Source organism: Ruegeria sp. CDSB086 (genome assembly GCF_059611065.1).
In genome coordinates, this window is the sequence record NZ_JBXWOV010000004.1 from 356,447 (window position 1) to 381,182 (window position 24,736).

A 24,736-nucleotide genomic window follows, 5' to 3' on the forward strand; every position below is an offset into this window, starting at 1 on the left:
AAAACTGCCCTCTCAACCAATCCTTGTTTTATAGACGAACGTTTCACCTCAATTCCGGCGCCGGGTCAACGCAGATAACTTGCCCCCGCTCACAAAACCCGTTAGGGGCCAATCGTCTTATGAATAAGGGGAAGTCAGATGTCCGCGCCCAAGAAAGTTGTTCTGGCCTATTCCGGTGGCCTTGATACTTCGATCATCCTGAAATGGCTGCAGACCGAGTATGGTTGTGAGGTCGTAACCTTCACTGCCGATCTGGGTCAGGGTGAGGAACTTGAGCCAGCGCGCCAAAAGGCCGAGATGCTGGGAATCAAGCCCGAGAATATCTTTATTGAGGATGTCCGCGAGGAATTCGTCCGCGATTTTGTCTTCCCCATGTTCCGCGCCAATGCGCAGTATGAGGGCCTGTATCTGCTGGGCACCTCGATCGCGCGCCCGCTGATTTCGAAACGTCTGGTTGAGATTGCCGAAGCAACCGGTGCCGACGCGGTTGCCCACGGCGCAACCGGCAAGGGCAATGATCAGGTGCGGTTCGAACTCGCGGCTTACGCGCTGAACCCCGACATCAAGGTGATCGCGCCCTGGCGCGAATGGGACCTGACCAGCCGGACCAAGCTGTTGGAATTTGCCGAAGCGAACCAGATCCCGATCGCCAAGGACAAACGCGGCGAGGCACCCTTCTCGGTTGATGCCAACCTGCTGCACACCTCGTCCGAGGGTAAGGTTCTGGAAGACCCTGCCGATATGGCGCCCGACTATGTCTATCAGCGCACGGTTCACCCCGAGGATGCGCCGAACGAGCCTGAATTCATCGAGATTGGTTTCGAAAAAGGCGACGCGGTCAGCATCAATGGCGAAGCGATGAGCCCCGCAACCATTCTGACCAAGCTGAACGAATATGGCGGCAAACACGGCATTGGCCGTCTGGATCTGGTCGAGGGTCGCTTTGTTGGCATGAAATCGCGCGGCATCTATGAAACACCTGGCGGCACCGTCCTGCTGGAAGCGCACCGTGGTATCGAGTCGATCACCATGGACCGTGGCGCGATGCACCTGAAAGACCAGTTGATGCCGCAATATGCGGAAGCAATCTATAACGGCTTCTGGTACTCACCCGAACGCGAAATGCTGCAAGCTGCGATCGACAAGTCGCAGGAACACGTCACCGGCACCGTCCGCGTGAAACTGTACAAAGGTCTGGCATCGACCGTTGGCCGCTGGTCGGATCACTCGCTGTATTCAGAGGAACACGTGACCTTTGAAGACGATGCCGGGGCATATGATCAGAAAGACGCAGCCGGATTTATCCAGTTGAACGCCCTGCGGCTGAAATTGCTGGCCGCGCGCGAAAAGCGTCTGTCCAAGTAAGTCACGCCATTGTTGGATGACGAACCCGGTGTCCAAGAGGGCGCCGGGTTTTTCTTTGTCTTCGCTGACCAGTCAGTTCCAGTAGCGTCACCCTTGCCTGTTTCGTCCCTTTTTCTTTACGCAAGGGTCAACAGGGAAAGGGTAGACCATGCTTCAGGACATCGCTGACGGGATTCAAAAAGGTCTGAAAGACAAGACGTTTGACGGCTCTCTCAAGTTCGATTGCGGTGATGACGGGGTGATCGTGCTGATCGACAATCAAGCGACGACGCAAGATCAGGATGCAGACTGCACAATACGAATTTCACAGGAAAACCTGACCAAACTGCTGACCGGCAAGCTGAACCCAATGACCGGCGTGGCATTGGGCAAGCTCAAGATCTCGGGCAATATGGGTGTGGCGATGAAACTGGGACAGTTGCTGGGGTAAGCGCCGATAAACTCGTCTCACCAGCGCGTGACAAACCATGTCAGCGGATTGCAACGGCAGAAAAGTAGGGGCAGCCTGATCTCAGAAGGAGATCTGCCATGACCCGGACCACATACCTCTGTTTCGTTAAACCGTCGCTTCTGTTTGTCCTGATCACACTGGCCGCGATGCTGCGTGCCCTGCCCGCGCCAGCTGCCGGCACTGAAACCCTGACCGTCGCCGGAGGGTGTTTTTGGTGTGTTGAATCCGATTTTGAATCGGTTCCCGGCGTGATTGGCGCCGTATCCGGCTTTACCGGCGGTAAGACAGCCAATCCGACTTATGACCAAGTGACGAAAGGTGGCACCGGACATTACGAGGCTGTTCAGATCACCTTCGACTCTTCGCGGGTTTCCCGTGAAACGCTGCTGAGCATGTTCTTCCGTTCCGTTGATCCAACCGATGCAGGCGGCCAGTTCTGTGATCGCGGCAACAGCTATCGCACTGCTGTTTTTGTCTCTAACACAGGCGAAAAAGCGTTGGCGCAGAAAGCCAAAGCCAATGCGCAGCAAGCGCTGGGTCAAACCGTAGTCACGCCCATCTTAAACGCGGGCACCTTTTACCCGGCCGAAGCTTACCATCAGGATTACTACAAGGGCGACAAGCTGGTGCTCACCCGCTTTGGACCGAAACGCCAGAAAAACGCATACAAAGCCTACCGCAAAGCCTGCGGTCGGGATGCGCGCGTCAAACAGCTCTGGGGTAGCAACGCACCTTTCGCCGGGTCCTAACCGAACCGGGCTTCCAGCACCTCTTTGAGGTCGGGAATAACATCCGCCGTGCCGTGCCGCGTGACCATCAGGGCCGCGGCACGATTTGCTTGTGCAATCGCCTGCGGCATCGGCAACCCGCGGTCCATTCCGGCCAGAACGTATCCGGTAAAGGTATCCCCTGCGCCGGTCGTGTCCACGGCTTTTACTTTGTGTGCCGAAATCTCAAGTGCCTCACCATCCTTGGGCAGGTAGCGCGCACCCTTAGACCCCAACGTGACCAGTACATGCTTAACGGGCAATTCAGCGACGGATTGGCCCGTACTTTCGCGCAGCTGTTCTGCCTCGACCTCATTCAGGATCAGGAAGTCCAGATAAGGCAGCACCGCCTGTACGGCATCAGCCTGAAACGGCGCTGCGGCATAGCAGACGGTCAGTCCCAGATCACGGCCCATGCGGGCGGCCTCGACCTGGGCGTTGGTCTCGTTCTGCATGACCAGCAGATCACCGGGAACAGCCTGCGATAAGGCCTGTCCCAGCTGATCCTGTTCGATGGCGTGGTTCGCGCCGGGATACAGAATGATCTGGTTCTCACCCTGCTCGTCCACCGCAATGATCGCGTGTCCTGTAGGCACGTCGACCTCGGTAATGAACCGGGTGTCGACGCCATATTCGGTCATGCGATCCAGGGCCCAGCGCCCGTCCGGCCCAATGCCACCGATATGCGCCACACGCGATCCGGCACGCGCCGCTGCAACGGACATGTTGGCCCCTTTGCCACCCAGAAACCGCTCCAGGTTCGAAGCGGCCAGGGTTTCACCGGCAGTGGGTAGATGCGGCAGGGCATAGACCATGTCCGCATTGATCGAGCCTAGGTTCCAGATCGTCACGGTTTATCCAATATCGCAAGAGGCCAGAATGGCCATGTTCAAAATGTCATTTGCTGTCGAGCCAGTCGAACAGATCTGAATCGGCTTATCGACACCGGTCAGGATCGGGCCAATGACGTTCGCGCCACCCATCTCTTGCATCAGCTTGGTCGAGATCGAGGCCGAATGCCGTGCGGGTACAATCAAGATATTGGCTGGGCCCGTCAGACGCGAGAAGGGATAAGCCTCTTGCTGTTCCACGTTCAGCGCCACATCCACGGTCATCTCGCCATCATATTCGAAATCGACGCCGCGCTTATCCAGAATCTCGGGCGCTACGTGCATTTTCTCAGCCCGCTCAGATACCGGATAGCCGAAGGTGGAAAAGCTGACAAAGGCAACGCGTGGGTCCAGCCCCAAATGCCGCGCGACCGAGGCCGAGCGTTCGGCGATATTGGCCAGATCATGCTCATCCGGCCATTCATGGACCAGCGTGTCACCAATCAAAACGATCTTACCCTTGTGCAACAGCGCCGTCACACCAACGGCCCCATGTTCGGCATCAGCGTCAAACACATGATTGATGCGTTCCAGCACATGTGCCGATTTCCGCGTTGCACCGGTAACCATGCCGTCGGCGTGACCATGCGCCAACATCAGGCAAGAGAACACATGGCGATCCCGCGCGGCCAGACGATGGATATCCTTGCGATCAAAGCCACTGCGCTGCAGACGCTTGTAAAGAAAATCCTTATAGGCTTCGAGATGCGTGGTTGTGGAGGCGTTAATCACCTCCAGCTCGCGCACCGCGTCCTCCAGGCCGGCGGCTTCCAGCTTTTCCTTCACATCGTCTGGACGACCAACAACCAGCGCCTTGCCAAAGCCCGATCGCTGATACATCACCGCCGCGCGCAAGACGCGTGGATCGTCGCCTTCGGCAAAGATCATCCGGCTTTGCGCTTGACGTGCACGGGCGTTCAGGCCGCGCAGGATGCTGGCGGTCGGGTCCATGCGGGATTTCAGGCTCAGCTCATAGGCGTCCATATCAATGATCGGGCGTCGGGCTGCTCCGGTGTCCATCCCGGCCCTTGCCACGGCGGGCGGAATACGGTGGATCAGGCGTGGGTCGAACGGCGTCGGGATAATGTAATCCCGGCCAAAGGTCAGAGATTTGCCATAGGCCATGGCGACCTCATCCGGCACATCCTCGCGCGCCAGATTAGCCAGTGCATGGGCGCAAGCGATCTTCATCTCGTCATTGATAGCGCGGGCATGAATGTCCAGCGCGCCCCGGAACAAGTAAGGAAAGCCCAGAACGTTGTTCACCTGGTTCGGATAATCGCTGCGCCCGGTGGCGACGATGGCATCAACACGAACCTCATGCGCCTCTTCTGGCGTAATCTCCGGGTCCGGGTTTGCCATGGCGAAAATCACCGGATTGTCCGCCATGCTGGCAACCATATCCTGCGTCACCGCGCCTTTGACCGACACACCAAGGAATACGTCCGCGCCCCTCATCGCCTCTTCCAATGTGCGCAACTCGGTGGTGATCGCGTGGGCGGATTTCCACTGGTTCATGCCCTCGGTTCGGCCTTGGTAGATCACGCCCTTGGTGTCGCAGACGATGCAGTTTTCGTGTTTTGCGCCCATCGACTTGAGCAGCTCGATACAGGCGATACCCGCCGCACCCGCGCCGTTCAGCACGATTTTCACGTCTTCGATCTTTTTGCCCGAGATACGCAGCGCGTTCAGCAGACCCGCCGCACAGATCACCGCCGTGCCGTGTTGGTCGTCGTGGAAGACGGGGATGTCCATCTCTTCCTTCAGGCGCTGTTCGATGATGAAACACTCGGGCGCCTTGATGTCTTCCAGGTTGATACCGCCAAAGGTCGGTCCCATCAGACGCACAGCGCGGCAGAATTCGTCCGGGTCTTCGGTATCCAGCTCGATATCGATCGAGTTCACATCAGCGAACCGTTTGAACAGGACTGATTTGCCCTCCATCACCGGTTTCGAACCCAGCGCACCCAGATTTCCAAGGCCCAGAACCGCCGTGCCGTTCGAGATCACCGCAACCAGATTGCCCTTGTTGGTGTAGTCGTAAGCAGTCTCTGGGTTTTCGGCGATAGCTTCACATGGAACAGCGACACCGGGGCTATAAGCCAGCGACAGATCGCGCTGCGTCGTCATGGGAACGGTGGCCTGAACCTCCCACTTGCCGGGTGTCGGGTCGAGGTGAAAGGCCAGCGCCTCTTCTTTGGTGATCTTCGCTTTGGGCATGTGATGGGTCGTTTCTTTACATCTGCGGGACTTTTGCCTCATAGCGCAGGCAGGCGCGCGCCTCAACGAGAATACTTTTCACCTTTCGTCGAGATGGGTGGATTTGTAAGGTCGCGACCGGAATACGCCAAAAGGGGTCAGCCTTGTCCACAGTCACGCCGATGATGGCGCAATATCTCGAAATCAAAGAAGCGCATGCCGATGCCTTGCTGTTTTACCGCATGGGCGACTTTTACGAGATGTTCTTTCAGGACGCCGTCAACGCCGCCGAAGCGCTGGACATCGCCTTGACCAAACGCGGAAAGCATAACGACACCGACATTCCGATGTGCGGCGTACCGGTCCATGCGGCCGAGGGGTATCTGCTGACCCTGATCCGGAAAGGGTTTCGCGTGGCCGTCTGCGAACAGATGGAAAGCCCGGCTGAAGCGAAGAAAAGAGGCTCTAAATCGGTCGTAAAGCGCGATGTTGTGCGTCTGGTTACGCCTGGCACGTTGACCGAAGATGCCCTGCTTGAGGCTCGCCGCCACAACTTCTTGGCCGCCTATGCCGAGGTTCGCGATGAGGCCGCGCTGGCTTGGGCCGATATCTCAACTGGCGCGTTTCACGTTATGCCTTTGACCTCAGTGCGCCTCAGTCCCGAACTGGCCCGGCTGGCACCATCCGAGTTGATCGTGGCCGATGGTGTGCAGGACAAACTGAACGAACCCGTTATGGATCTGGGTATCTCGTTGACCCCAATCGGGCGTGCCAGCTTCGACAGCACTGCGGCGGAAAAGCGCATATGCGGGCTGTTTCACGTGGGCGCACTGGACGCGTTCGGCAGTTTTGGTCGCGCCGAAATCTCGGCCATGGGTGCGCTGATCGACTATCTGGAAATCACGCAAAAAGGCAAACTGCCGCTTCTGCAAACCCCATTGAAAGAATCCGAGGACCGCGTCGTTCAGATCGACGCCGCCACACGGCGCAATCTGGAACTGACCCGATCCCTGTCCGGTGGCCGCGCTGGTTCGCTGCTATCTGTGATGGATCGCACCGTCACACCGGGTGGCGCACGACTGTTGGACCAACGGCTTTCGAGCCCATCCCGCAATCTGGACGTCATCCATGGGCGGCTGGATGCGGTAACTTTTGCGGCCGAAGACAGCCTGATCACATCAGATCTGCGCGAGGCTTTGCGCAAAACCCCGGATCTGGACCGGGCGCTGTCCCGCCTGTCACTGGATCGGGGTGGCCCGCGGGATCTGACCGCCATTCGCAACGGCCTGACACAGGCCGCCGCAATCGCTGAACTCTGCGCGGGTCAAGACCTGCCGGTTGTCCTAGCCACCGCCCTGCAAAATCTGGTCGGATTTGACGACCTGCTGAACCGGCTTGACGAAGCGCTAGTGGCCGAACCCCCATTGCTGGCCCGGGACGGCGGGTTCATCTCCCCGGGTTATGATGCCGAACTGGACGAAGCCCGCACCCTACGCGACGAAGGTCGTTCCGTCATTGCCGGGTTTCAGCAGAAATATGCGGAACACACCGGCATCACGTCACTGAAGATCAAGCATAACAATGTGCTGGGCTATTTCATCGAAACAACGGCTACCCATGCCGAGAAAATGCAGAACCCACCATTTTCTGAGACCTATATCCACCGTCAAACAACCGCCAACCAGGTCCGGTTCACGACCGTGGAGCTGTCCGAGATCGAGACCCGCATTCTAAACGCCGGAAACTTGGCGCTTGAGATCGAAAAGCGGCTCTATGCAACGCTTTCTGGCGAAATCCTGGATAAGGCCGCACGTCTCAACCAAGCAGCGCGCGGTTTGGCTGAACTGGATCTGACCACTGCTCTGGCCGATCTGGCGCGTGGTGAAAACTGGTGTCGCCCGCAGGTTGATGCCTCACGCGCGTTCGATGTTCAGGGCGGAAGACACCCGGTGGTCGAACAGGCATTGCGCCGGCAAAACGGTGACGCCTTCATTGCTAATGACTGCGATCTCAGTGCTGATAAAGGCGCGGCGATCTGGATGCTGACCGGCCCCAATATGGCCGGTAAGTCGACCTTCCTACGCCAGAATGCCCTGATTGCCTTGCTTGCCCAGATGGGCAGTTACGTGCCTGCGGAACAGGCGCATGTCGGGCTAGTCAGCCAACTGTTCAGCCGCGTCGGAGCGTCGGATGATTTGGCCCGCGGACGCTCGACCTTTATGGTCGAAATGGTCGAAACCGCCGCCATCCTCAATCAGGCTGATGACCGCGCTCTCGTTATTCTTGATGAAATAGGTCGCGGCACGGCCACCTATGATGGCCTGTCCATCGCCTGGGCCACGCTGGAACATCTGCACGCCTCCAACAAATGCCGCGCCCTGTTCGCAACCCACTACCATGAACTCACCGCACTTGCCGGCAAACTGGAAGGCGTGGAAAACGCCACCGTTGCTGTCAAAGAATGGGAAGGCGAGGTGATCTTCCTGCACGAAGTCCACAAAGGCGCGGCTGACAGGTCCTATGGTGTCCAGGTCGCCCAATTGGCAGGACTGCCAGCTTCAGTCGTTGAACGTGCTCGTATCGTGCTGGACCAACTTGAAAAAACCGAACGTGAAGGGGGGAAGCAAAAGACCCTGATCGACGATCTGCCTTTGTTTTCAGCCGCCCCGCCACCGCCACCACCAGCGCCCAAAGCTTCTCCGGTAACCGGCATGCTGGACGATATTCTGCCGGATGAGCTTACCCCGCGCGAAGCGCTAGACCTGATCTACAAACTGAAAGAGGCGGCCAAAACCTGACCGCCCCTTCATCTTTTATAAAATACTCTCGCCGAAGGCTTGGCTTCAACGAGACCAATCAACTTGCCGGTGTTGATGACACCCCAACCTGCGCCGGTCGCAGCAGACGGTCGTGCAGCATAAAGCCTTCTGCAGACACCTGAATAATGTCACCCGCACGGGTACCCGGCACCGGGGCCTCGAACATCGCTTCGTGCACATTGGGATCAAACCGGTCGCCAACTTCGGGCGTGATCACTTCCATTCCATGCTTCTGGAACACGTCCTTCAGCGCGCGCATTGTCAGTTCCACGCCTTCCAGAAGGGGTCCTGCCACTTCTTTCTGCTCATCGGTCGCGGCTTCAAGCGCTCGTTTCATGTTGTCGTAAACTGGCAGCATGTCGCGGGCCAGTTTCGATCCGCCATATTGCTCCGCATCGCGGCGCGCTCTGTCGCCACGCTTGCGCGCGTTCTCCGCATCTGCCAGCGCGCGCATGAACTTGTCCTTGAAATCGTCACGCTCAGCACGCAGCGCATCAAGTTCCAGCGCTTCTTCACTGATCTCAGCAAATTCCTCGGCCAGCTCTTCCGCCTCGGCGGCTGCAATATCGTCCAGAAATTCTTCGTTCTTGGGCTCTGCCATCTCTTACCCTCTAGCTCCGGTCGGAAATCAGTTTGCCGACCAGTTGCGCCGTATAATCCACGATCGGCACGATCCGCCCATAATTCAGACGAGTGGGTCCGATGACCCCAACCGCACCAATTATCTTTCGATCAGCGTTCATATATGGAGACACCACCAAAGAGGAACCCGAAAGTGAGAAAAGTTTGTTCTCAGAGCCGATAAAAATGCGCACACCCTCACCTTCTTCGGCCAATTCGAGGAATTCAGCGATGTCCTGCTTACGCTCCAGGTCATCAAACAACGTTCGGATTCGGTCCAATTCCTCGGCTTCGCCTGGCTCCCCCAGCAGATTCGCCCGTCCACGCACGATCAAACGGGCCGAGTCTGTCCCGTCCCCATCCCAGGCCGCCATGCCGCTTTCGACCATCTCGCGCGCTAAAACATCAATTTCTTGCCTGCGCGCGGTAATCTGGGTCTGCATCTGACGCAGCACTTCGCTGAGCGTTCGTCCTTCGATCAGAGAATTCAGAAAGTTCGCCGCCTCGCGCATCGAACTGGGCGTCTGACCCGGCGGAGGCGTAAATAGCCGGTTTTCCACATGCCCGTCCGCAAAAACCAGAACCACCAAAGCGCGGTCATGGGCCAGCGAGACGAACTCAATATGCTTGATCTCGGACTCTTGCTTGGGGGTAAGAACCAGCGATGCGCCATGTGTCACGTGTGACAAGGCCGAACCAACTCGGTCCAGCATCCCGCCCACATCACCCGCGTTAGAGCCTAGTGTTTCATCTAACTTCTGCCGATCGTCTACACCAAGATCACCCACTTCCAGCAACCCATCGACGAACATCCGCAGACCCATCTGCGTGGGCACCCGGCCTGCACTGACATGCGGGCTGTCGAGAAGACCCAAAAATTCGAGATCCTGCATCACATTGCGTACGGTGGCGGCGCTGACCTTTTCCGACAATGTGCGGGTCAGCGAGCGGCTTCCGACCGGTTCGCCGCTGTCCAGATAGCTCTCGACGATCAACCGGAACACCTCGCGTGACCGGTCATTCATTTCGTCCAGAACTCTACTTGCTTTGCTCATCGGCAATCCTCTGCTGGATCGGCATTAAATCGCAGACATCTGAAAGGTCAATCGGGGTTGCATCCTAAGGCACGGGGACGTTATCCCCAACCCAGCAAACAAAGGATTTTCCATGCGACCCTCAGGACGAGATTTAAGCGAAATGCGCGCCGTTTCAATCGAAACGGGGTTTACCAAACATGCCGAAGGTTCCTGCCTGATCAAAATAGGCGATACCCATGTCCTGTGCACCGCCACGATTGAGGATCGCGTGCCACCGTTCATCAAAGGCTCGGGCCTGGGATGGGTTACTGCCGAATACGGTATGTTGCCCCGCGCAACAAACACCCGCATGCGGCGCGAGGCGGCCAGTGGCAAGCAAGGCGGCCGTACCGTAGAAATTCAACGCCTGATCGGTCGTTCGCTACGCGCAGGCGTGGATCGGGTTGCGTTAGGTGAGCGTCAGATCACCGTGGACTGCGATGTTATCCAGGCTGATGGCGGCACCCGCTGCGCCTCGATCACAGGTGGTTGGGTGGCGCTGCGTCTGGCCGTGAACAAACTGATGAAAACCGGTGACGTCATTTCCGACCCGCTGGTCGATCCCGTCGCCGCTGTATCCTGCGGCATCTACGCGGGCCAGCCTGTCCTGGATCTGGACTATCCCGAAGACAGCGAAGCCGGCGTTGACGGTAACTTCATCATGACCGGATCAGGCAAACTGATCGAAGTGCAGATGAGCGCCGAGGGCTCTGTTTTCAGCCGTGATCAAATGAACCAGCTGATGGATCTGGCAGAAAAAGGCGTGGGTGAGCTGGTTGCGGCCCAAAAGGCAGCCACCGCATGACCCGCAAGTTCGACGGCGACAGGCTGCTGGTGGCCACGCACAACAAAGGCAAGCTTGAGGAGATGACCCATCTCCTTGAGGCCTTCGGCGTGAAGGTTGTTGGCGCGGCAGAGATGAACCTGCCGGAACCGGAAGAAACCGAAGATACGTTCGTCGGTAACGCCCGGATCAAGGCCCATGCGGCGGCACAAGCTACCGGCCTGCCTGCCCTGTCGGACGATTCCGGGATCACCATTGACGCGCTGGACGGTGCGCCCGGTGTCTATACCGCCGATTGGGCAGAAACCGGCAATGGCCGCGATTTCCTGATGGCGATGACCCGCGCACATGATGAGCTCGAGGCCGCACAGGCGCCTCATCCACGCACAGCACAGTTTCGCTGCACGCTGGTTCTGGCCTGGCCCGATGGTCATGACGAAGTGTTTGAGGGCGTCATGCCCGGTCAGCTTGTCTGGCCCATCCGTGGGGAAAACGGCTTCGGTTATGACCCGATGTTCCAACCGGACGGGCACGATGTGACCTGTGCGGAAATGATTCCGGCGGAAAAACACAAAATCAGCCATCGCGGACGCGCCGTAAACGCCTTTGTTCAAGGCTGTTTCGGTGGATGACTGGCGGCATGGAGGCTTCGGCCTCTATGTACACTGGCCTTTTTGCGAGGCTAAGTGCCCCTATTGCGATTTCAACAGCCATGTTTCGAAAAATATTAATCAAAAACAATGGCTTAAGTCGTATTTGACTGAACTGCGTCGCTCGGCATCTGAAACCCCTGACCGGGTTTTGAACACAATCTTCTTTGGTGGCGGCACGCCGTCTCTTATGGCACCAGAAACGGTGGCAGCCATTATCGACGAGGCGCGCAAGCTTTGGCGCCCTGCGAACGACATGGAAGTCACGCTTGAGGCCAACCCCGGATCGGTCGAGGCAGGCCGGTTTGCCGCCTATCGCGATGCGGGCGTGAACCGCGTTTCCATGGGTGTTCAGGCCCTGAATGACGAAGATCTGCGCCGGTTGGGTCGTATCCACACGGTCGCCGAGGCCCGCGCCGCCTTTGACATCGCCCGCAACTGCTTTGACCGTGTCAGCTTTGACATGATTTACGCGCGTCAGCATCAAACCCCTGAGGCTTGGAAAGCGGAACTGACCGAAGCGCTGTCGATGGCCATCGATCACCTCTCGCTCTATCAATTGACGATCGAGGAAGGCACCGCCTTTGGGGACCGGTATGCAGTTGGCAAGCTGCGTGGACTGCCCGAGGATGACCACGCAGCCGACATGTATCTGGCCACACAAGAGATCTGCGAAGCCCACGGCCTGCCCGCCTATGAGGTTTCCAACCATGCCCGTCCGGGGGCAGAATCCCGGCACAACTTGATCTATTGGCGTTACGGAGACTACGTCGGTATCGGCCCCGGCGCGCACGGGCGTATTACGCTGGACGGCCAGAAGATAGCGACAGAGACCTATCTGTCACCCAACGCCTGGCTCAGTGCTGTTGAAAAAGGAAACGGCGAGAAAGAAAGATCATTGCTATCTACGCAGAATCAGGCAAGTGAATACCTTATGATGGGTATGAGAATTGCTGAAGGACTAGATGTTGATCGTTTCAATGAACTTTCCGATCTCTCACTGCCAGAAAACAAACTAAGAGACCTGGAAGAACTGGGTATGATACACCGATCAAACGGCCGATTGATCGCCACCAAAGATGGTCGCGCAGTCCTGAATGCGGTCATTCGAGAGTTATTGGGATAAACGATGCAGTACCTCTGGGCCGCAATGGGATTGATCTGCGTCGGGTTGGCTGTTGTCGGCATTGTGTTGCCGTTGCTGCCGACGGTCCCGTTTCTTTTGCTGGCCGCGTTCTTTTTTGCCCGATCTTCCTCCCGACTGCACACTTGGCTGGTCAGTCATGGAACCTTCGGGCCGATGATCTTGGATTGGCAACGCTCGGGCGCCATTCGTCCGGCCGCAAAAAAGGCGGCCACCCTGTCGGTTGCCGCCGTTTTTGGATTGTCTGTCGTTCTTGCGCTTCCAAGCCACGTCCTGATCATTCAAGCAGTCGTCCTCAGCTGCGTTATGATTTTTATCTGGACCCGCCCTAACGGCTGAGCTTGGCGCACAGATCGTCCAATTGATCGAGGTTTTCGTAGGTCAGCACGACCTGACCCGTTTCTGATCCCGCTTTGTGGTTGATGGCCACTTTCATCGCCAGAATGGCCGAAAGATCCTTCTCCAACGCGCGCGTATCCGCATCCTTGCCAGCATTCAGATTTCTGGACCGCGGCGCCGCCTGAGGAGCATCCCCCTGCTGTTGTTTTTTCACCAGCGCTTCAGTCGCACGCACGCTCAGCCCGTCCTTGACGACGATCTTCGCCAGCTCAGAGGGGTCTTCAGCTGTGATCAGCGCCCGGGCATGACCGGCAGACAGTTTTCCTTCAACAACAAGCTTCTGAACATCCATAGGCAACGACAGCAAACGTAAAAGGTTCGCAATATGACTGCGGCTTTTACCCAACGCTTCGGCCAGTTTTTCCTGTGTATGGCCAAAACGGTCCATCAACTGCTTGTAACCCGCGGCCTCTTCAACAGCGTTCAGGTCTGCGCGTTGAATATTCTCGATAATGGCGACTTCCAGAACTTCGGTGTCGTCAAAATCCCGCACGATAACCGGGATATCATGCAGCTGCGCCATCTGAGCCGCACGCCAGCGGCGTTCGCCCGCCACGATTTCATAGTCGCCGCCGCGAACCTCACGCACGATCAGCGGCTGAATGATGCCCTTTTCCTTGACCGAGGCCGCAAGTTCATCCAATCGCTCTTGCTGAAAGGTTCTGCGTGGCTGGTTCGGGTTCGCTCGCAGTTTTTCAATCGGAACTTTCATATCCGGACGGCGCGGGTCGGTGGGCATAAGCCCCCCGGTATCCTGCGTCACATCCGCCATCAAAGCGGAAAGTCCCCGGCCCAAACCTCTGGGTTTTGTTTTTTTGGCGGCCACGGTGCCCTCCTCACTGTCGCTTAGGCGGCGACTTTCTTGTTCTTGTGCATGACTTCCCGGGCCAGGTGCCGGTAAGCCATCGCCCCCAGTGATCCCGAGTCGTATTGCAAAACGGGCAACGCGTAAGACGGCGCCTCGCTGACCCGCACATTTCTGGGTATCTTGGTTTTAAATACCATCTCACCCAGATTGTCACGCGCGTCTTTTTCGACCTGGCGGGACAAGTTGTTGCGGTTGTCATACATGGTCAACACAACACCTTCGATTCTAAGGTCCGGATTCGCGGTTTGGCGCACCTCTCGGATGGTCAGCATCAATTGCGACAATCCTTCCAATGCAAAGAACTCACTCTGCAACGGAACCAGGACAGAATGTGCAGCAACCATAGCGTTGACGGTCAGAAGGTTTAGTGAAGGCGGGCAGTCGATTAGCACAAAATCCAGGTCAAACTTGTCGATTGCGGTTTGACGCAGTGCGTCATGCAACAGATAGCTGCGTTTTTCATTGGATATCAGCTCAATATCCGCCGAGCTTAGATCAACCGTCGCCGGGACAACAAACAACCCCTCGATTTCGGTTTCCTGAACGACCGCCTCCAAAGGCGCGTCATCAAGTATCAGGTCATACGTCGTCCAATCCCGATCTTCGACCCCCAACCCGGTAGACGCGTTGCCCTGAGGATCAAGATCGACAACCAGCACTTTGCATCCAGCCTCAGCCAGGCCGGCCGCAAGGTTGATCGCTGTTGTGGTTTTCCCAACCCCGCCCTTCTGATTGGCTACCGCAATAATCCGGGGCCCTGAGGGACGAGACAAATCAACCACGTGATACTCCTTTGATTTTAAGGATAACGGCCTGAGGCTCAGTTAAACTTGTAATCGGGTCAACGTCGAAATTCCATTCTTCCTGCGCCTCTTCCAGCTCTTTTTTCCACCTTTCGCCTTTCGGCAACAGCGCCAGACCCTTTTTGCTCAAATGTCTGTCGCAAAAGGACAATAGCGTAGGAAGATCAGCAAGAGCCCGCGCAGAAAGGACATCTGCGTTCAACGGTTCAACCACTTCGATTCGCTTGGAGATAATGGCGCATTTTGCGCCGCACTCACGTGCAACGTTGCGCAGAAAGGCAGACTTTCGTTGGTCACTTTCAATAAAGGTGAAATTGGCATCTGGTGCGTCTTCAATGGCCATTATGGCACAAACCATCCCGGGGAATCCGCCTCCACTACCCAAATCTACCCAGTTTTTGAATAGACCTGCGCATCTATAAACTTGTACGGAATCCTTAATGTGTCGAACCCAGATGTCATCCAAGCTTTTCCGTGAAACAAGATTGATTTTTGGGTTCCACTGCTTCACAAGCTCCACATACGTTGTGAGGCGCTCGAATGTTTCACGTGAAACATCCAAATCATCAATAGTGGTCCCATTCATACCTTGCGGACCTTCTGATCGCGTCGAAGCTTAGCCAATAACAACGTCAGTGCCGCAGGGGTAACTCCTTCGACACGCCCCGCCTGTGCAATGTTCTCCGGCTTTGCATTTGAAAGCTTTTGCTTCATTTCAGAAGATAGCCCTTCCATCGAAAAATAGTCGAAACCCCGTGGAATCTCATATGATTCATCGCGTTTCATTGCCTCAACATCTTTTTGTTGCCGGGCAATGTAGTTTGCGTACAAAGCGTCCCGCTCTACTTGCAGACGGATCTCCTCCTCAACACTCTCAATCTCGGGCATCAGAGGAACAAGATCACCAAAGTGAACATCCGGGAACGCCAGAATAGCCATCCCGTCCCTGCGATTTCCATCTTGATTGACATTGATACCAGCTGCTCGAACTTCTTTTGGAGTAAAGGTTTTTTCTGTCAGTTGGGACTTTGCGGCGGACAGCCTCTCGATTTTATTGGTAAACACTCTCTTCCGATCACCGCCAACACAGCCGATATCCAACCCAAGTGGCGTAAGGCGCTGGTCTGCGTTATCCGCACGTAGTGATAAACGGAATTCTGCGCGTGACGTGAACATGCGATAAGGTTCCACAACACCGCGTGTTGTCAGGTCGTCGATCATCACGCCAATATAGCTGTCAGCACGCGTAAAATGCAGTGGCTCCCGGCCAAGCACCTTTAGCGCAGCATTCAACCCCGCAACTAAGCCTTGCGCAGCTGCCTCCTCATATCCTGTGGTTCCGTTTATTTGCCCTGCTAGATATAGTCCTTCGACATCTGGTAGCGCGAGAGTCGATGTCAAAACACGCGGATCCACATAGTCATACTCAATCGCATAACCAGGCTGCAGGATCTCTGCCGCCTCAAGACCTTTGATTGAACGCACATACTCAAGCTGCACGTCCTGAGGTAAAGAGGTCGAAATCCCGTTCGGATAGATCGTGTGATCATCGACACCTTCGGGCTCCAAGAAAATCTGATGTGATTCCTTATCAGCAAAACGTACGATCTTATCCTCGATGGATGGGCAATACCTGGGGCCCACCCCATCAATATGTCCGCCATACATCGCCGATCGAGACAAGTTTTTTTCAATGATTTCGTGCGTCCGCGCGTTTGTATGCGTGATTCCGCAGGAAATCTGTGGGGCAATCACCTTTGTTGACAAGAATGAAAACAAGGTTGGGTCATCATCCCCGTCTTGCTGTTCCAGATCACTCCAATCAATCGTCCGACCATCCAGCCTCGGCGGAGTTCCTGTTTTCAAACGCCCCAGGGGTAGCTCGAAACTGTCGAGCCGTTCTGCCAATTTGACTGACGGGCGATCACCCATACGACCGCCGGGCCGGGATACATCACCAATATGAATGACACCGCGCAAGAAGGTTCCGGACGTCAGGATAACCGTTTTACTCTTGATTTCAGAACCGTCGGCCAGTTTCACACCTGAAACTTGGTTCCCGTCCATCAGGAAATCGACAACTTCCCCGGTAACGACGAAAAGATCTGTCTGTTTTTCCGTCTCTTTCTGCATGGCCGCGCGGTACAGCGCACGATCTGCCTGTGTTCTGGGACCTTGAACGGCTGGTCCTTTGCGTCGATTAAGCAAGCGGAATTGAATGCCGGCCTGATCGGCAACACGTCCCATGACACCATCCAGGGCATCAATTTCACGGACCAAATGGCCTTTACCCAGCCCACCAATTGCCGGGTTACAAGACATGACGCCTATATCTGATGCGGACAATGTGACTAGTGCTGTCTTGACACCCATACGCGCTGCCGCATGAGCTGCTTCTGTACCCGCATGGCCTGCGCCAATTACAATCACGTCGAAATCTGAATGTTTCACGTGAAACACTCCTTACTTACCCAAGCAGAAACTCGAGAAGATCTCATCCAAAAGGTCTTCTACACCGATTCTGCCAACCAAGGTTTCTAGGGCACGGATCGCCGTGCGCAATTCTTCTGCTGCGATATCATACAAGTCAGGACCCGATTCCAGAACCGCCATAGCAGAACTCAGGGATTCCCGCGATTTGATCAAGGCAACCCGGTGCCTTTCCCGCGTCGCAATACCACTGCTTGTGGTTCGGGTACTAAGTACATCCGAAATCTGGGAAATAAGCTGATCAATACCCTGCCCGGTTTTTCCGGATATTCCACCTTCGGATGGATCTCGAAGATCAGATTTCGGCAAAACCTGTATATCGCCATTCATCATCTGAACACCCAGGTCCTTCGGGTCATCTGTCAGGAACACACGCAAATCAGCTGAATCGGCGCGCTTTCTTGCCAGTTCGATTCCCAAGCTTTCGACGTGATCCTCAGTTTCCCGCAATCCTGCGGTGTCCAGCAATGTGACCGGAAGTCCTGCAAGATCCATTCGAACCTCGATTACATCGCGAGTAGTTCCGGCATATTCCGAAGTAATCGCCGCCTCTCGCCCTGCCAGAGCATTTAGCAAGGTTGATTTTCCGGCATTCGGAAGACCAACAATCGCGACTTCAAACCCTGTTCGAATGCGCTCTGCAATCTGTACGCCATCTGCTTCACGTTGCAGATCAGCCATGACATCCGTCACAAGGGATTTTACCTCGGGTGTAACGTCTGTTGGAACATCCTCATCCGCGAAATCAATGACGGCTTCCAGCAAGGATGCAGCACGGATCAGATCGCGTCGCCACCGTTCCGCCAATACACCCAAATCACCAGCCAGAATAGTTTGCGCTTGTTTGCGTTGCGCCTCGGTTTCCGCATCAATCAGATCAGCAAGACCTTCGACCTGTGTCAGGTCCATCTTGCCGTTTTCCAGCGCGCGTCGGGTGAACTCACCAGGCTCCGCCAACCGCAGCCCGTCCATATCGGAAAGGCACCGCATCACTGCGTTAACCGAAGCGGTGCTACCATGGATCTGCAGTTCAGCCACGTCTTCGCCGGTAAAACTGGCCGGGGCTTGAAAGGTCAGAACCAGCCCGTCATCCAACCGTGCGCCATCCGCAGCATATAACGACCGGACCCGCATACCACGAGACGGCAGCGGGCGTCCGGTTAAGCTGGCAGCTGCGAAATGCGCGTGTGGTCCCGAGAGGCGGATGACCGCCACCCCGGCTTTGCCTTGCGCGCTGGCCAAGGCGAATATCGTTTCCATTCGAAGGCCTCGCGTCGTTTAAGACCTATGTCAGGTGTTCATCGAATCGAAGAACTCACCGTTCGTCTTGGTCTGTTTCAACTTGGACAACAGGAACTCGACTGCGTCGGTTGTGCCCATAGGGTTGAGGATACGACGCAAGACGAATGTCTTGGCCAGATCACCCTTGTCGACCAGCAGATCCTCTTTCCGGGTGCCTGACTTGAGGATGTCGATGGCGGGGAACACGCGCTTATCTGCGATCTTGCGATCCAGAACGATTTCCGAGTTACCGGTGCCTTTGAATTCTTCGAAGATAACTTCGTCCATCCGACTGCCGGTGTCGATCAGCGCGGTGGCGATGATGGTCAGCGAACCACCCTCTTCGATATTCCGCGCGGCACCAAAGAACCGCTTGGGCCGTTGCAGAGCATTCGCGTCCACACCACCGGTCAGAACTTTACCCGACGATGGCACCACAGTGTTGAAGGCCCTACCAAGTCTTGTGATCGAGTCGAGAAGAATAACAACATCTCGTTTATGCTCGACCAAACGCTTGGCTTTTTCGATCACCATCTCAGACACAGCCACGTGGCGCGTTGCGGGTTCGTCGAAGGTTGAAGACACAACTTCACCCTTCACCGAACGCTGCATGTCGGTCACCTCTTCGGGGCGTTCGTCGATCAGCAGAACGATCAGATAGCACTCTGGGTGGTTCTGTTCGATCGAATGCGCGATGTTCTGCAGAATCACTGTTTTACCGGTCCGCGGCGGCGCCACAATCAGCGATCGCTGGCCTTTACCGATCGGGGCCACCAGATCGATCACACGCGCCGACTTGTCCTTGATGGTGGGATCCTCGATCTCCATCTTCAGGCGTTCATCGGGATAGAGCGGCGTCAGGTTGTCAAACGCGATCTTGTGTCTGGCTTTTTCCGGTTCTTCAAAGTTGATCTTGGTGACCTTGATAAGCGCAAAGTAACGCTCATTGTCATCAGGCGCTTTGATATCCCCTTCGACCGTATCACCGGTGCGCAAGGAATGCTGGCGGATCATGTCGGGTGAGACATAGATATCATCCGGACCTGGCAAATAGTTCGCCTCGGGCGAGCGCAGAAAGCCAAAGCCGTCTTGCAGCACTTCCAGCACGCCGTCGCCGCCAACGGTCCAGCCTTCATCCGCGCGTTCGCGCAGAATCTGGAACATCATTTCGCCTTTCCGCATGGTCGAGGCGTTTTCGATCTCCAGCTCTTCGGCCATCGCCAGAAGGTCTTTGGGGCTTTTGGCCTTCAGGTCGGCCAGATTCAGGGATTCAGTGGACATGATATATACCTTCGCCGCTGACATTGCGGCACGAAGTGGAATTTCAGTACGGAAGATACGCCGCCCGGACGGGCGTGTTGATCCCTACATAAGCGCGCGGGCCGTCGGAGTCAAACAGGCCTTCAGAACTTCACAACGACCGCCAGAACGATGATAACCATCAGAACGGTGGGAACCTCGTTCATCATGCGAAACTGCCGTCCAGTGAGCTTGTTTCGGCCTTCCAGGAAATCCCTACGTCTCGCCATCAACCAATGATGGAACCAGGTCATGCCAATTACGGCAGCACCCTTGATCCAGGGCCAGGACCAATCCCACCCGACAATGCCGGGCGTGAACACCATGATCAACCCGCAAAGCCAGGCTACATACATCGCGGGTCGCATGATCACACGCAGCAGCTTCTCTTCCATCTCAAAGAAGATGGTTTCTGCGCCTTCGACCTTTTGGGCTTTCTCAACGTGATAGACGTACAGTCTGGGCAAATAGAACAAACCTGCCATCCATGAGATCACAGCCATGATGTGCAATGACTTCACCCACGGGTAAATCGTGAAAAGAAGATCGGTCATTCTGGCTCCGAGCGTTGGTTGGAACCCTCCCTAATAAAAAAATAGGAAAAGAAAAAGGATGATGGTTTTGTAGGGTGAGTAAATTCCGTGGATTACTTTTTTACGCAAGTGTTTTCCCCAGGTGGATAGAATTGTGCCGCGAATGGGTGATTCTGTTGATTTCAATTTTTATGATTTAAATTCAGTGTCTTAGGCAAAAAACATTCAAATTTATCTGGGGATAACTCGTTGGGTAAGACAGGAAATCCCAGTTTTCCCGCGCAGCAAAGTTATCCTTGTCCCAAAAGGATGGTCTTCGAACGACTCAGGGAAGTTTCAGGCGAAATTCCCGGGGTTGCGTGTCAACCGGAAAACCATACAAACCATCCTAGAACGCTCAACGATTTGCTCAGGGGTTTTCCACATGTCTGTCCCCATCATCCTTGCCTCGGGGTCATCTATCCGTGCGCAGCTTTTGCGCAATGCGGGCGTGCCGTTCACGGTGGAAACCGCGCGCGTGGATGAGGATACTGCCAAACGCGCCCTGTTGGCCGAAGACGCTCCCCCTCGGGATATCGCAGACACTTTGGCCGAAATGAAGGCCCGCAAGGTTAGCGACAAGAACCCGGACGCGATGGTTCTGGGCTGTGATCAGGTGCTGGACTTCGATGGCCAGCTTTTGTCGAAACCAGAAACGCCCCAAGACGCGCTGGCGCAGTTGAAGGGAATGCGGGGCAAGCGACATATGCTGTTGTCTGCGGCCGTGATTTATCAGAACGGTGAACCGATCTGGCGCCATGTTGGTCAGGTACGTCTGCGCATGCGGATGAGTTCCGATGCCTATCTACGTGACTACATAGATCGCAACTGGGACAGCATTCGCCATGCGGTCGGGGCTTATAAGCTTGAGGAAGAAGGTGTGCGCCTTTTCGCGACCATTGACGGCGACTATTTTAATGTTTTGGGTATGCCCCTGTTGGAGTTGCTGAATTTTCTGGCTGTTAAAGGGGTGATTGATCAATGACGGATAACCAAATTCCTTTGGCCGGCGTAATTGGGCATCCGATTGGACATTCAAAATCCCCTAAACTGCATGGACATTGGCTAAAGACTTATGGGCTGCCCGGGCACTATGTCCCTATGGACGTCGCACCCGAGGATTTGGAGAGTGTTCTGCGGACCCTGCCCAAAGCCGGGTTTGTCGGCGTGAATGTAACCGTCCCCCATAAAGAAGCCGCCTTGCAGATTGCGGATCACGTGTCAGATCGGGCGGCAAAGATTGGTGCGGCGAATACACTTGTCTTTCAGCCTGATGGCTCGATCCATGCAGATAACACCGATGGCTATGGATTTATGGAAAACCTGCTTGCAGGGGCGCCCGACTGGAACCCACAGGACGGACCAGCCGTGGTTTTCGGCGCGGGCGGGGCTGCGCGCGCCGTTTTGCAGGCCCTGGTAGATGCCGGTGTGCCCGAAATTATACTGACCAACCGCACGCGTGCCCGGGCCGACCAATTGAAAGAAGAATTTGGACCGCCCATAACCGTGGTCGATTGGGTCAAGGCCGGCAATGTGATCGAGAATGCGGAGCTGGTGGTGAACACCACATCGCTGGGTATGCAGGGACAGCCCGAATTGCGTGTGCCGCTGGATGGGTTGCAGCCGGGCTCTGTGGTTACTGATCTTGTCTACGTCCCTCTGAAAACCAGGCTTCTGCAAGCGGCCGAAGAGGCCGGGTGCACAACCGTCGACGGTCTGGGCATGTTGTTGCACCAGGCGGTTCCAGGTTTTGAGCGTTGGTTTGGCAAACGGCCCGAGGCAACGGATGAGTTGCGCGCCACGGTGCTGGGATGAGCTTTGCTCTTGGCCTGACAGGCTCGATCGGAATGGGCAAAAGCACCACGGCGCAAATGTTCGTGGACGAAGGCTGTGCGCTGTGGGATGCGGATGCAGCTGTGCATCGACTGTATTCAGGGGGCGGCGCAGCGGTAGAGCCGATGCGTGATGCGTTTCCTGAGGCAATTGTTGATGGCGCGGTCAGTCGGGATGCCTTGAAACAAGCTATTTCCGCGGACCCGACGGCATTGAAAGTGATCGAAAGCATCGTGCACCCTTTGGTGGCCGCCGACCGGGCGGGTTTTCGGGATAGCGCCACGGCGGACATTCTGGTTTTCGACATACCCTTGTTGTTTGAAACAGGCGGCAATGCGACGATGGATGCGGTTGCTTGTGTTCAGATCCCGGCGGACGAGCAAAAGCGACGTGTGATGGAGCGCGGAACGATGACTGAGGCGCAGTTCGAACAGATCCGCGCCAAGCAGATGCCCAATGACGAAAAATGCGCGCGGTCGGACTTTGTGATCATGACGGACACACTGGACCACGCCCGCGCACAGGTGCAGGATGTGGTCAGGCAGATACGGGCGGGGATGGCTAATGCGTGAGATTGTACTCGATACCGAAACCACGGGGTTTGATCCCGAAAGCGGTGACCGGATCGTAGAAATCGGCGCAGTCGAACTGTGGAACCATATGGCCACGGGTGAGACCTATCACGTCTACATCAACCCCGAGCGTTCGATGCCCGAAGAGGCATTTGGTGTGCACGGTATCGGTCCCGACCTGCTGGACACTCCGCGCCCCCCGGAAAAGGGTGAGGTCACGCTGAAAGACAAGCCGGTTTTTGCCAAGGTGGGTCAGGGCTTCCTTGATTTCATTCAGGATTCCAAACTGGTAATCCACAACGCATCCTTCGACATGAAATTCCTGAATGCGGAACTCAGATGGATGGGGTTGCCCCAACTGCCGATGGATCAGGCATTGGACACGTTGGCAATTGCGCGTAAACGGTTTCCGGGCTCGCCCGCGTCATTGGATGCGTTGTGTCGGCGGTTCAACATCGACAATACGAACCGGGTGCTGCACGGCGCGCTGCTCGACTCGGAAATTCTGGCCGAGGTTTACCTGGAACTGATTGGCGGGCGACAGCCGGACTTTGGCCTGTCTACCAGCGCGGCATCTGCCGGTGGCGGAGGGGACGATTGGCGGCCAACAGCGCGCCCGACGCCGCTGGCGTCGAAAATCACCGCGGAAGAACGCGCGGCACATGAAACATTTGTGGAGAAGCTGGGCGAAAACGCCCTGTGGACCCGCGCCTGAGCCCCTGCCCGGCGCGGGTCGTACCGATTAGGCTTCGGTTTTTTCGGTTTCGGCCTGACGGCGCATCAGCTCGTTACGGTACAGCGCAACAAAGTCGATATTGTCCAGGTTGACCGGCGGGAAACCACCGTCACGGGTGATGTCGCTGACAATGCGGCGCAGGAACGGGAACAGCATGCGCGGGCACTCGATCATCAGGAACGGGTGCAACTGGTCTTCTGCCACGCCTTCGATGTGGAACAGGCCGCAATAATCCAGCTCGCACAGGAACAGAACGTCTTCCATGCCCTTAGCTTTCGAGGTCAGGTTCAGTTTGACGGCGACTTCGTACTGATGCTCGGTCGGGCGCTTTTTGGCGTCCAGGTTCACCTGAACGGCAATCTCGGGCTGAACGTCACCAGACACGCCTTTTTGCGCCATCACGTTTTCAAAAGACATATCGCGAATGAACTGTCCCAGAACGCGCATCTGGATCTGAGGAGCGGTCTGTGCCGCGGTGTTTTCTGCAGGGCTTTCGTCAGCCATGGATCTACTCCGAAAATGAAATTTGCCACTGCTTAGCAAGTTGGGCGCGGCACCTCAATGCTGGGGTGGACCTTCGACCCATTTGGATGGCTTTGAGGGGTTCTGACGCGGGCGAACTTCGGTAAAATCTCCGTCGATCACGTCATCCTGATCAAACTGGGTGGGACCAGTGCGGAACTGCGCGCCGGTGCCCATCTGGAAATGCGTGATGGTCGCCTTGGATTTCAGGTATTTGAATACGGCCACTCGAATACCCGGAACAAGCAGTGCAAAGCCAACGGCATCGGTGAAAAATCCCGGCGTCAGCAGCAAAACACCAGACAGCAAGATCATCGCGCCATGGGCCAAAGGCTCGGTCGGGTCATCCAGTTCAGAAAAGGATCGCTGCAAATTGACCAGTGCCATGCGACCTTGTGTCCTTACCATAAAGGTGCCGATAACGGCCGTCAGAACGACGATCGCCAGCGTAGGCCACAGGCCAATCAGGCCGCCGACCTGTATGAACAGGGCGATCTCGATGATCGGCACCAACAAAAATGCCAAGAACAGGTACATCTGCGTTATCCTTTCCCTTAGGCCGGGCTGTGGACTTGCCACGATCTGTCACCTACAT

Annotated in this window: 25 protein-coding genes; 12 read left to right on the forward strand and 13 right to left on the reverse strand. The window is 56.1% G+C overall.

The window, feature by feature from the left end; translation table 11 throughout:
- The first annotated feature begins 138 nt into the window (after nt 1–138).
- The 3 genes from AC2FIO_RS10935 (at nt 139) to msrA (ending at nt 2,565) form a co-directional block, all read left to right on the forward strand.
- Complete coding sequence (locus AC2FIO_RS10935) at nt 139–1,365, forward strand: argininosuccinate synthase (RefSeq protein WP_472722508.1); 1,227 nt, start codon at nt 139–141, stop codon at nt 1,363–1,365.
- Nucleotides 1,366–1,513: 148 nt separating this feature from the next.
- On the forward strand, nt 1,514–1,795 hold the full coding sequence (locus tag AC2FIO_RS10940; RefSeq protein ID WP_282170595.1) for an SCP2 sterol-binding domain-containing protein: 282 nt from the start codon (nt 1,514–1,516) through the stop codon (nt 1,793–1,795).
- Nucleotides 1,796–1,893: 98 nt separating this feature from the next.
- Complete coding sequence (gene msrA / locus AC2FIO_RS10945; RefSeq protein ID WP_058279255.1) at nt 1,894–2,565, forward strand: peptide-methionine (S)-S-oxide reductase MsrA; 672 nt, start codon at nt 1,894–1,896, stop codon at nt 2,563–2,565.
- Here the strand turns inward: msrA and AC2FIO_RS10950 are convergent.
- Together AC2FIO_RS10950 and AC2FIO_RS10955 are read right to left on the reverse strand one after the other, a co-directional pair.
- A complete protein-coding gene (locus tag AC2FIO_RS10950; protein WP_496697574.1) occupies nt 2,562–3,434 on the reverse strand; it encodes a ribokinase in 873 nt (290 codons plus the stop codon). The two genes, msrA and AC2FIO_RS10950, sit on opposite strands and share 4 nt — an antisense overlap.
- Nucleotides 3,435–3,437: 3 nt before the next feature.
- The gene (locus AC2FIO_RS10955; RefSeq protein ID WP_282153636.1) at nt 3,438–5,693 is read right to left on the reverse strand and encodes an NADP-dependent malic enzyme; all 2,256 of its coding nucleotides are present in this window, start codon (nt 5,691–5,693) and stop codon (nt 3,438–3,440) included.
- Between the two features lie 161 nt (nt 5,694–5,854).
- On the opposite strand from AC2FIO_RS10955, the gene mutS reads away from it, so the two are divergent.
- Nucleotides 5,855–8,470 (forward strand): DNA mismatch repair protein MutS, encoded by a 2,616-nt coding sequence (gene mutS, locus AC2FIO_RS10960; protein ID WP_496697651.1) that lies wholly within the window; start codon nt 5,855–5,857, stop codon nt 8,468–8,470.
- 58 nt (nt 8,471–8,528) lie between these two features.
- Here the strand turns inward: mutS and AC2FIO_RS10965 are convergent, their stop codons facing one another.
- On the reverse strand, nt 8,529–9,092 hold the full coding sequence (locus AC2FIO_RS10965) for a nucleotide exchange factor GrpE (protein WP_058275130.1): 564 nt from the start codon (nt 9,090–9,092) through the stop codon (nt 8,529–8,531).
- 10 nt (nt 9,093–9,102) lie between these two features.
- Entirely contained in the window at nt 9,103–10,167 is a 1,065-nt protein-coding gene (gene hrcA / locus AC2FIO_RS10970; RefSeq protein ID WP_496697577.1) for a heat-inducible transcriptional repressor HrcA, read from the reverse strand.
- Between the two features lie 112 nt (nt 10,168–10,279).
- Here hrcA and rph point away from each other — a divergent pair, with 112 nt between their 5' ends.
- From rph to AC2FIO_RS10990, 4 genes are read left to right on the forward strand one after another with little or no spacing between them, the layout of a single operon-like run.
- Nucleotides 10,280–10,993 carry a ribonuclease PH gene (gene rph / locus AC2FIO_RS10975; protein ID WP_058279370.1) on the forward strand — a complete coding sequence of 238 codons (714 nt, stop codon included), beginning with the start codon at nt 10,280–10,282 and terminating at the stop codon, nt 10,991–10,993.
- A complete protein-coding gene (rdgB, locus tag AC2FIO_RS10980; RefSeq protein ID WP_496697580.1) occupies nt 10,990–11,604 on the forward strand; it encodes an RdgB/HAM1 family non-canonical purine NTP pyrophosphatase in 615 nt (204 codons plus the stop codon). Before rph ends, rdgB begins: the two co-directional genes overlap by 4 nt.
- A complete protein-coding gene (hemW, locus tag AC2FIO_RS10985) occupies nt 11,597–12,748 on the forward strand; it encodes a radical SAM family heme chaperone HemW (protein ID WP_496697582.1) in 1,152 nt (383 codons plus the stop codon). The genes rdgB and hemW overlap by 8 nt, the downstream gene beginning before the upstream one ends.
- A gap of 3 nt (nt 12,749–12,751) precedes the next feature.
- Nucleotides 12,752–13,105: a YbaN family protein gene (locus tag AC2FIO_RS10990; RefSeq protein ID WP_496697584.1), complete on the forward strand. Its 354-nt coding sequence runs from the start codon at nt 12,752–12,754 to the stop codon at nt 13,103–13,105.
- On the opposite strand, the gene AC2FIO_RS10995 is transcribed toward AC2FIO_RS10990, so the two are convergent.
- From AC2FIO_RS10995 to AC2FIO_RS11025, 7 genes are all read right to left on the reverse strand, one after another.
- Nucleotides 13,095–13,991, reverse strand: a complete 897-nt coding sequence (locus AC2FIO_RS10995) for a ParB/RepB/Spo0J family partition protein (RefSeq protein WP_058275136.1) — start codon at nt 13,989–13,991, stop codon at nt 13,095–13,097. The genes AC2FIO_RS10990 and AC2FIO_RS10995 overlap by 11 nt on opposite strands.
- Nucleotides 13,992–14,011: 20 nt before the next feature.
- Nucleotides 14,012–14,815: a ParA family protein gene (locus tag AC2FIO_RS11000; RefSeq protein ID WP_058279264.1), complete on the reverse strand. Its 804-nt coding sequence runs from the start codon at nt 14,813–14,815 to the stop codon at nt 14,012–14,014.
- Nucleotides 14,808–15,422 (reverse strand): 16S rRNA (guanine(527)-N(7))-methyltransferase RsmG, encoded by a 615-nt coding sequence (rsmG, locus tag AC2FIO_RS11005; protein WP_496697587.1) that lies wholly within the window; start codon nt 15,420–15,422, stop codon nt 14,808–14,810. Before rsmG ends, AC2FIO_RS11000 begins: the two co-directional genes overlap by 8 nt.
- A complete protein-coding gene (gene mnmG / locus AC2FIO_RS11010) occupies nt 15,419–17,287 on the reverse strand; it encodes a tRNA uridine-5-carboxymethylaminomethyl(34) synthesis enzyme MnmG (protein WP_496697589.1) in 1,869 nt (622 codons plus the stop codon). The genes rsmG and mnmG overlap by 4 nt, the downstream gene beginning before the upstream one ends.
- Nucleotides 17,288–17,299: 12 nt before the next feature.
- The gene (gene mnmE / locus AC2FIO_RS11015) at nt 17,300–18,586 is read right to left on the reverse strand and encodes a tRNA uridine-5-carboxymethylaminomethyl(34) synthesis GTPase MnmE (RefSeq protein WP_496697591.1); all 1,287 of its coding nucleotides are present in this window, start codon (nt 18,584–18,586) and stop codon (nt 17,300–17,302) included.
- A 30-nt stretch (nt 18,587–18,616) separates the two neighbouring features.
- Nucleotides 18,617–19,888 carry a transcription termination factor Rho gene (gene rho / locus AC2FIO_RS11020; protein WP_058275260.1) on the reverse strand — a complete coding sequence of 424 codons (1,272 nt, stop codon included), beginning with the start codon at nt 19,886–19,888 and terminating at the stop codon, nt 18,617–18,619.
- 122 nt (nt 19,889–20,010) lie between these two features.
- Nucleotides 20,011–20,460, reverse strand: coding sequence for a CopD family protein (locus AC2FIO_RS11025; RefSeq protein ID WP_282170586.1), 450 nt, complete (start codon nt 20,458–20,460; stop codon nt 20,011–20,013).
- A gap of 403 nt (nt 20,461–20,863) precedes the next feature.
- Here AC2FIO_RS11025 and AC2FIO_RS11030 point away from each other — a divergent pair, with 403 nt between their 5' ends.
- The 4 genes from AC2FIO_RS11030 to dnaQ are packed head-to-tail and all read left to right on the forward strand — an operon-like array spanning nt 20,864 to nt 23,598.
- Nucleotides 20,864–21,463 (forward strand): Maf family protein, encoded by a 600-nt coding sequence (locus AC2FIO_RS11030; RefSeq protein WP_496697593.1) that lies wholly within the window; start codon nt 20,864–20,866, stop codon nt 21,461–21,463.
- The gene (locus AC2FIO_RS11035) at nt 21,460–22,293 is read left to right on the forward strand and encodes a shikimate dehydrogenase (RefSeq protein WP_496697595.1); all 834 of its coding nucleotides are present in this window, start codon (nt 21,460–21,462) and stop codon (nt 22,291–22,293) included. The genes AC2FIO_RS11030 and AC2FIO_RS11035 overlap by 4 nt, the downstream gene beginning before the upstream one ends.
- Nucleotides 22,290–22,883, forward strand: coding sequence for a dephospho-CoA kinase (gene coaE / locus AC2FIO_RS11040; RefSeq protein WP_496697597.1), 594 nt, complete (start codon nt 22,290–22,292; stop codon nt 22,881–22,883). The genes AC2FIO_RS11035 and coaE overlap by 4 nt, the downstream gene beginning before the upstream one ends.
- Nucleotides 22,876–23,598 carry a DNA polymerase III subunit epsilon gene (gene dnaQ / locus AC2FIO_RS11045; RefSeq protein WP_108860514.1) on the forward strand — a complete coding sequence of 241 codons (723 nt, stop codon included), beginning with the start codon at nt 22,876–22,878 and terminating at the stop codon, nt 23,596–23,598. Before coaE ends, dnaQ begins: the two co-directional genes overlap by 8 nt.
- A 27-nt stretch (nt 23,599–23,625) precedes the next feature.
- On the opposite strand, the gene secB is transcribed toward dnaQ, so the two are convergent.
- Nucleotides 23,626–24,123 carry a protein-export chaperone SecB gene (secB, locus tag AC2FIO_RS11050; RefSeq protein WP_058275145.1) on the reverse strand — a complete coding sequence of 166 codons (498 nt, stop codon included), beginning with the start codon at nt 24,121–24,123 and terminating at the stop codon, nt 23,626–23,628.
- 54 nt (nt 24,124–24,177) lie between these two features.
- Nucleotides 24,178–24,678 carry an FxsA family protein gene (locus AC2FIO_RS11055; protein ID WP_108860513.1) on the reverse strand — a complete coding sequence of 167 codons (501 nt, stop codon included), beginning with the start codon at nt 24,676–24,678 and terminating at the stop codon, nt 24,178–24,180.
- Between the last annotated feature and the right edge of the window lie 58 nt (nt 24,679–24,736).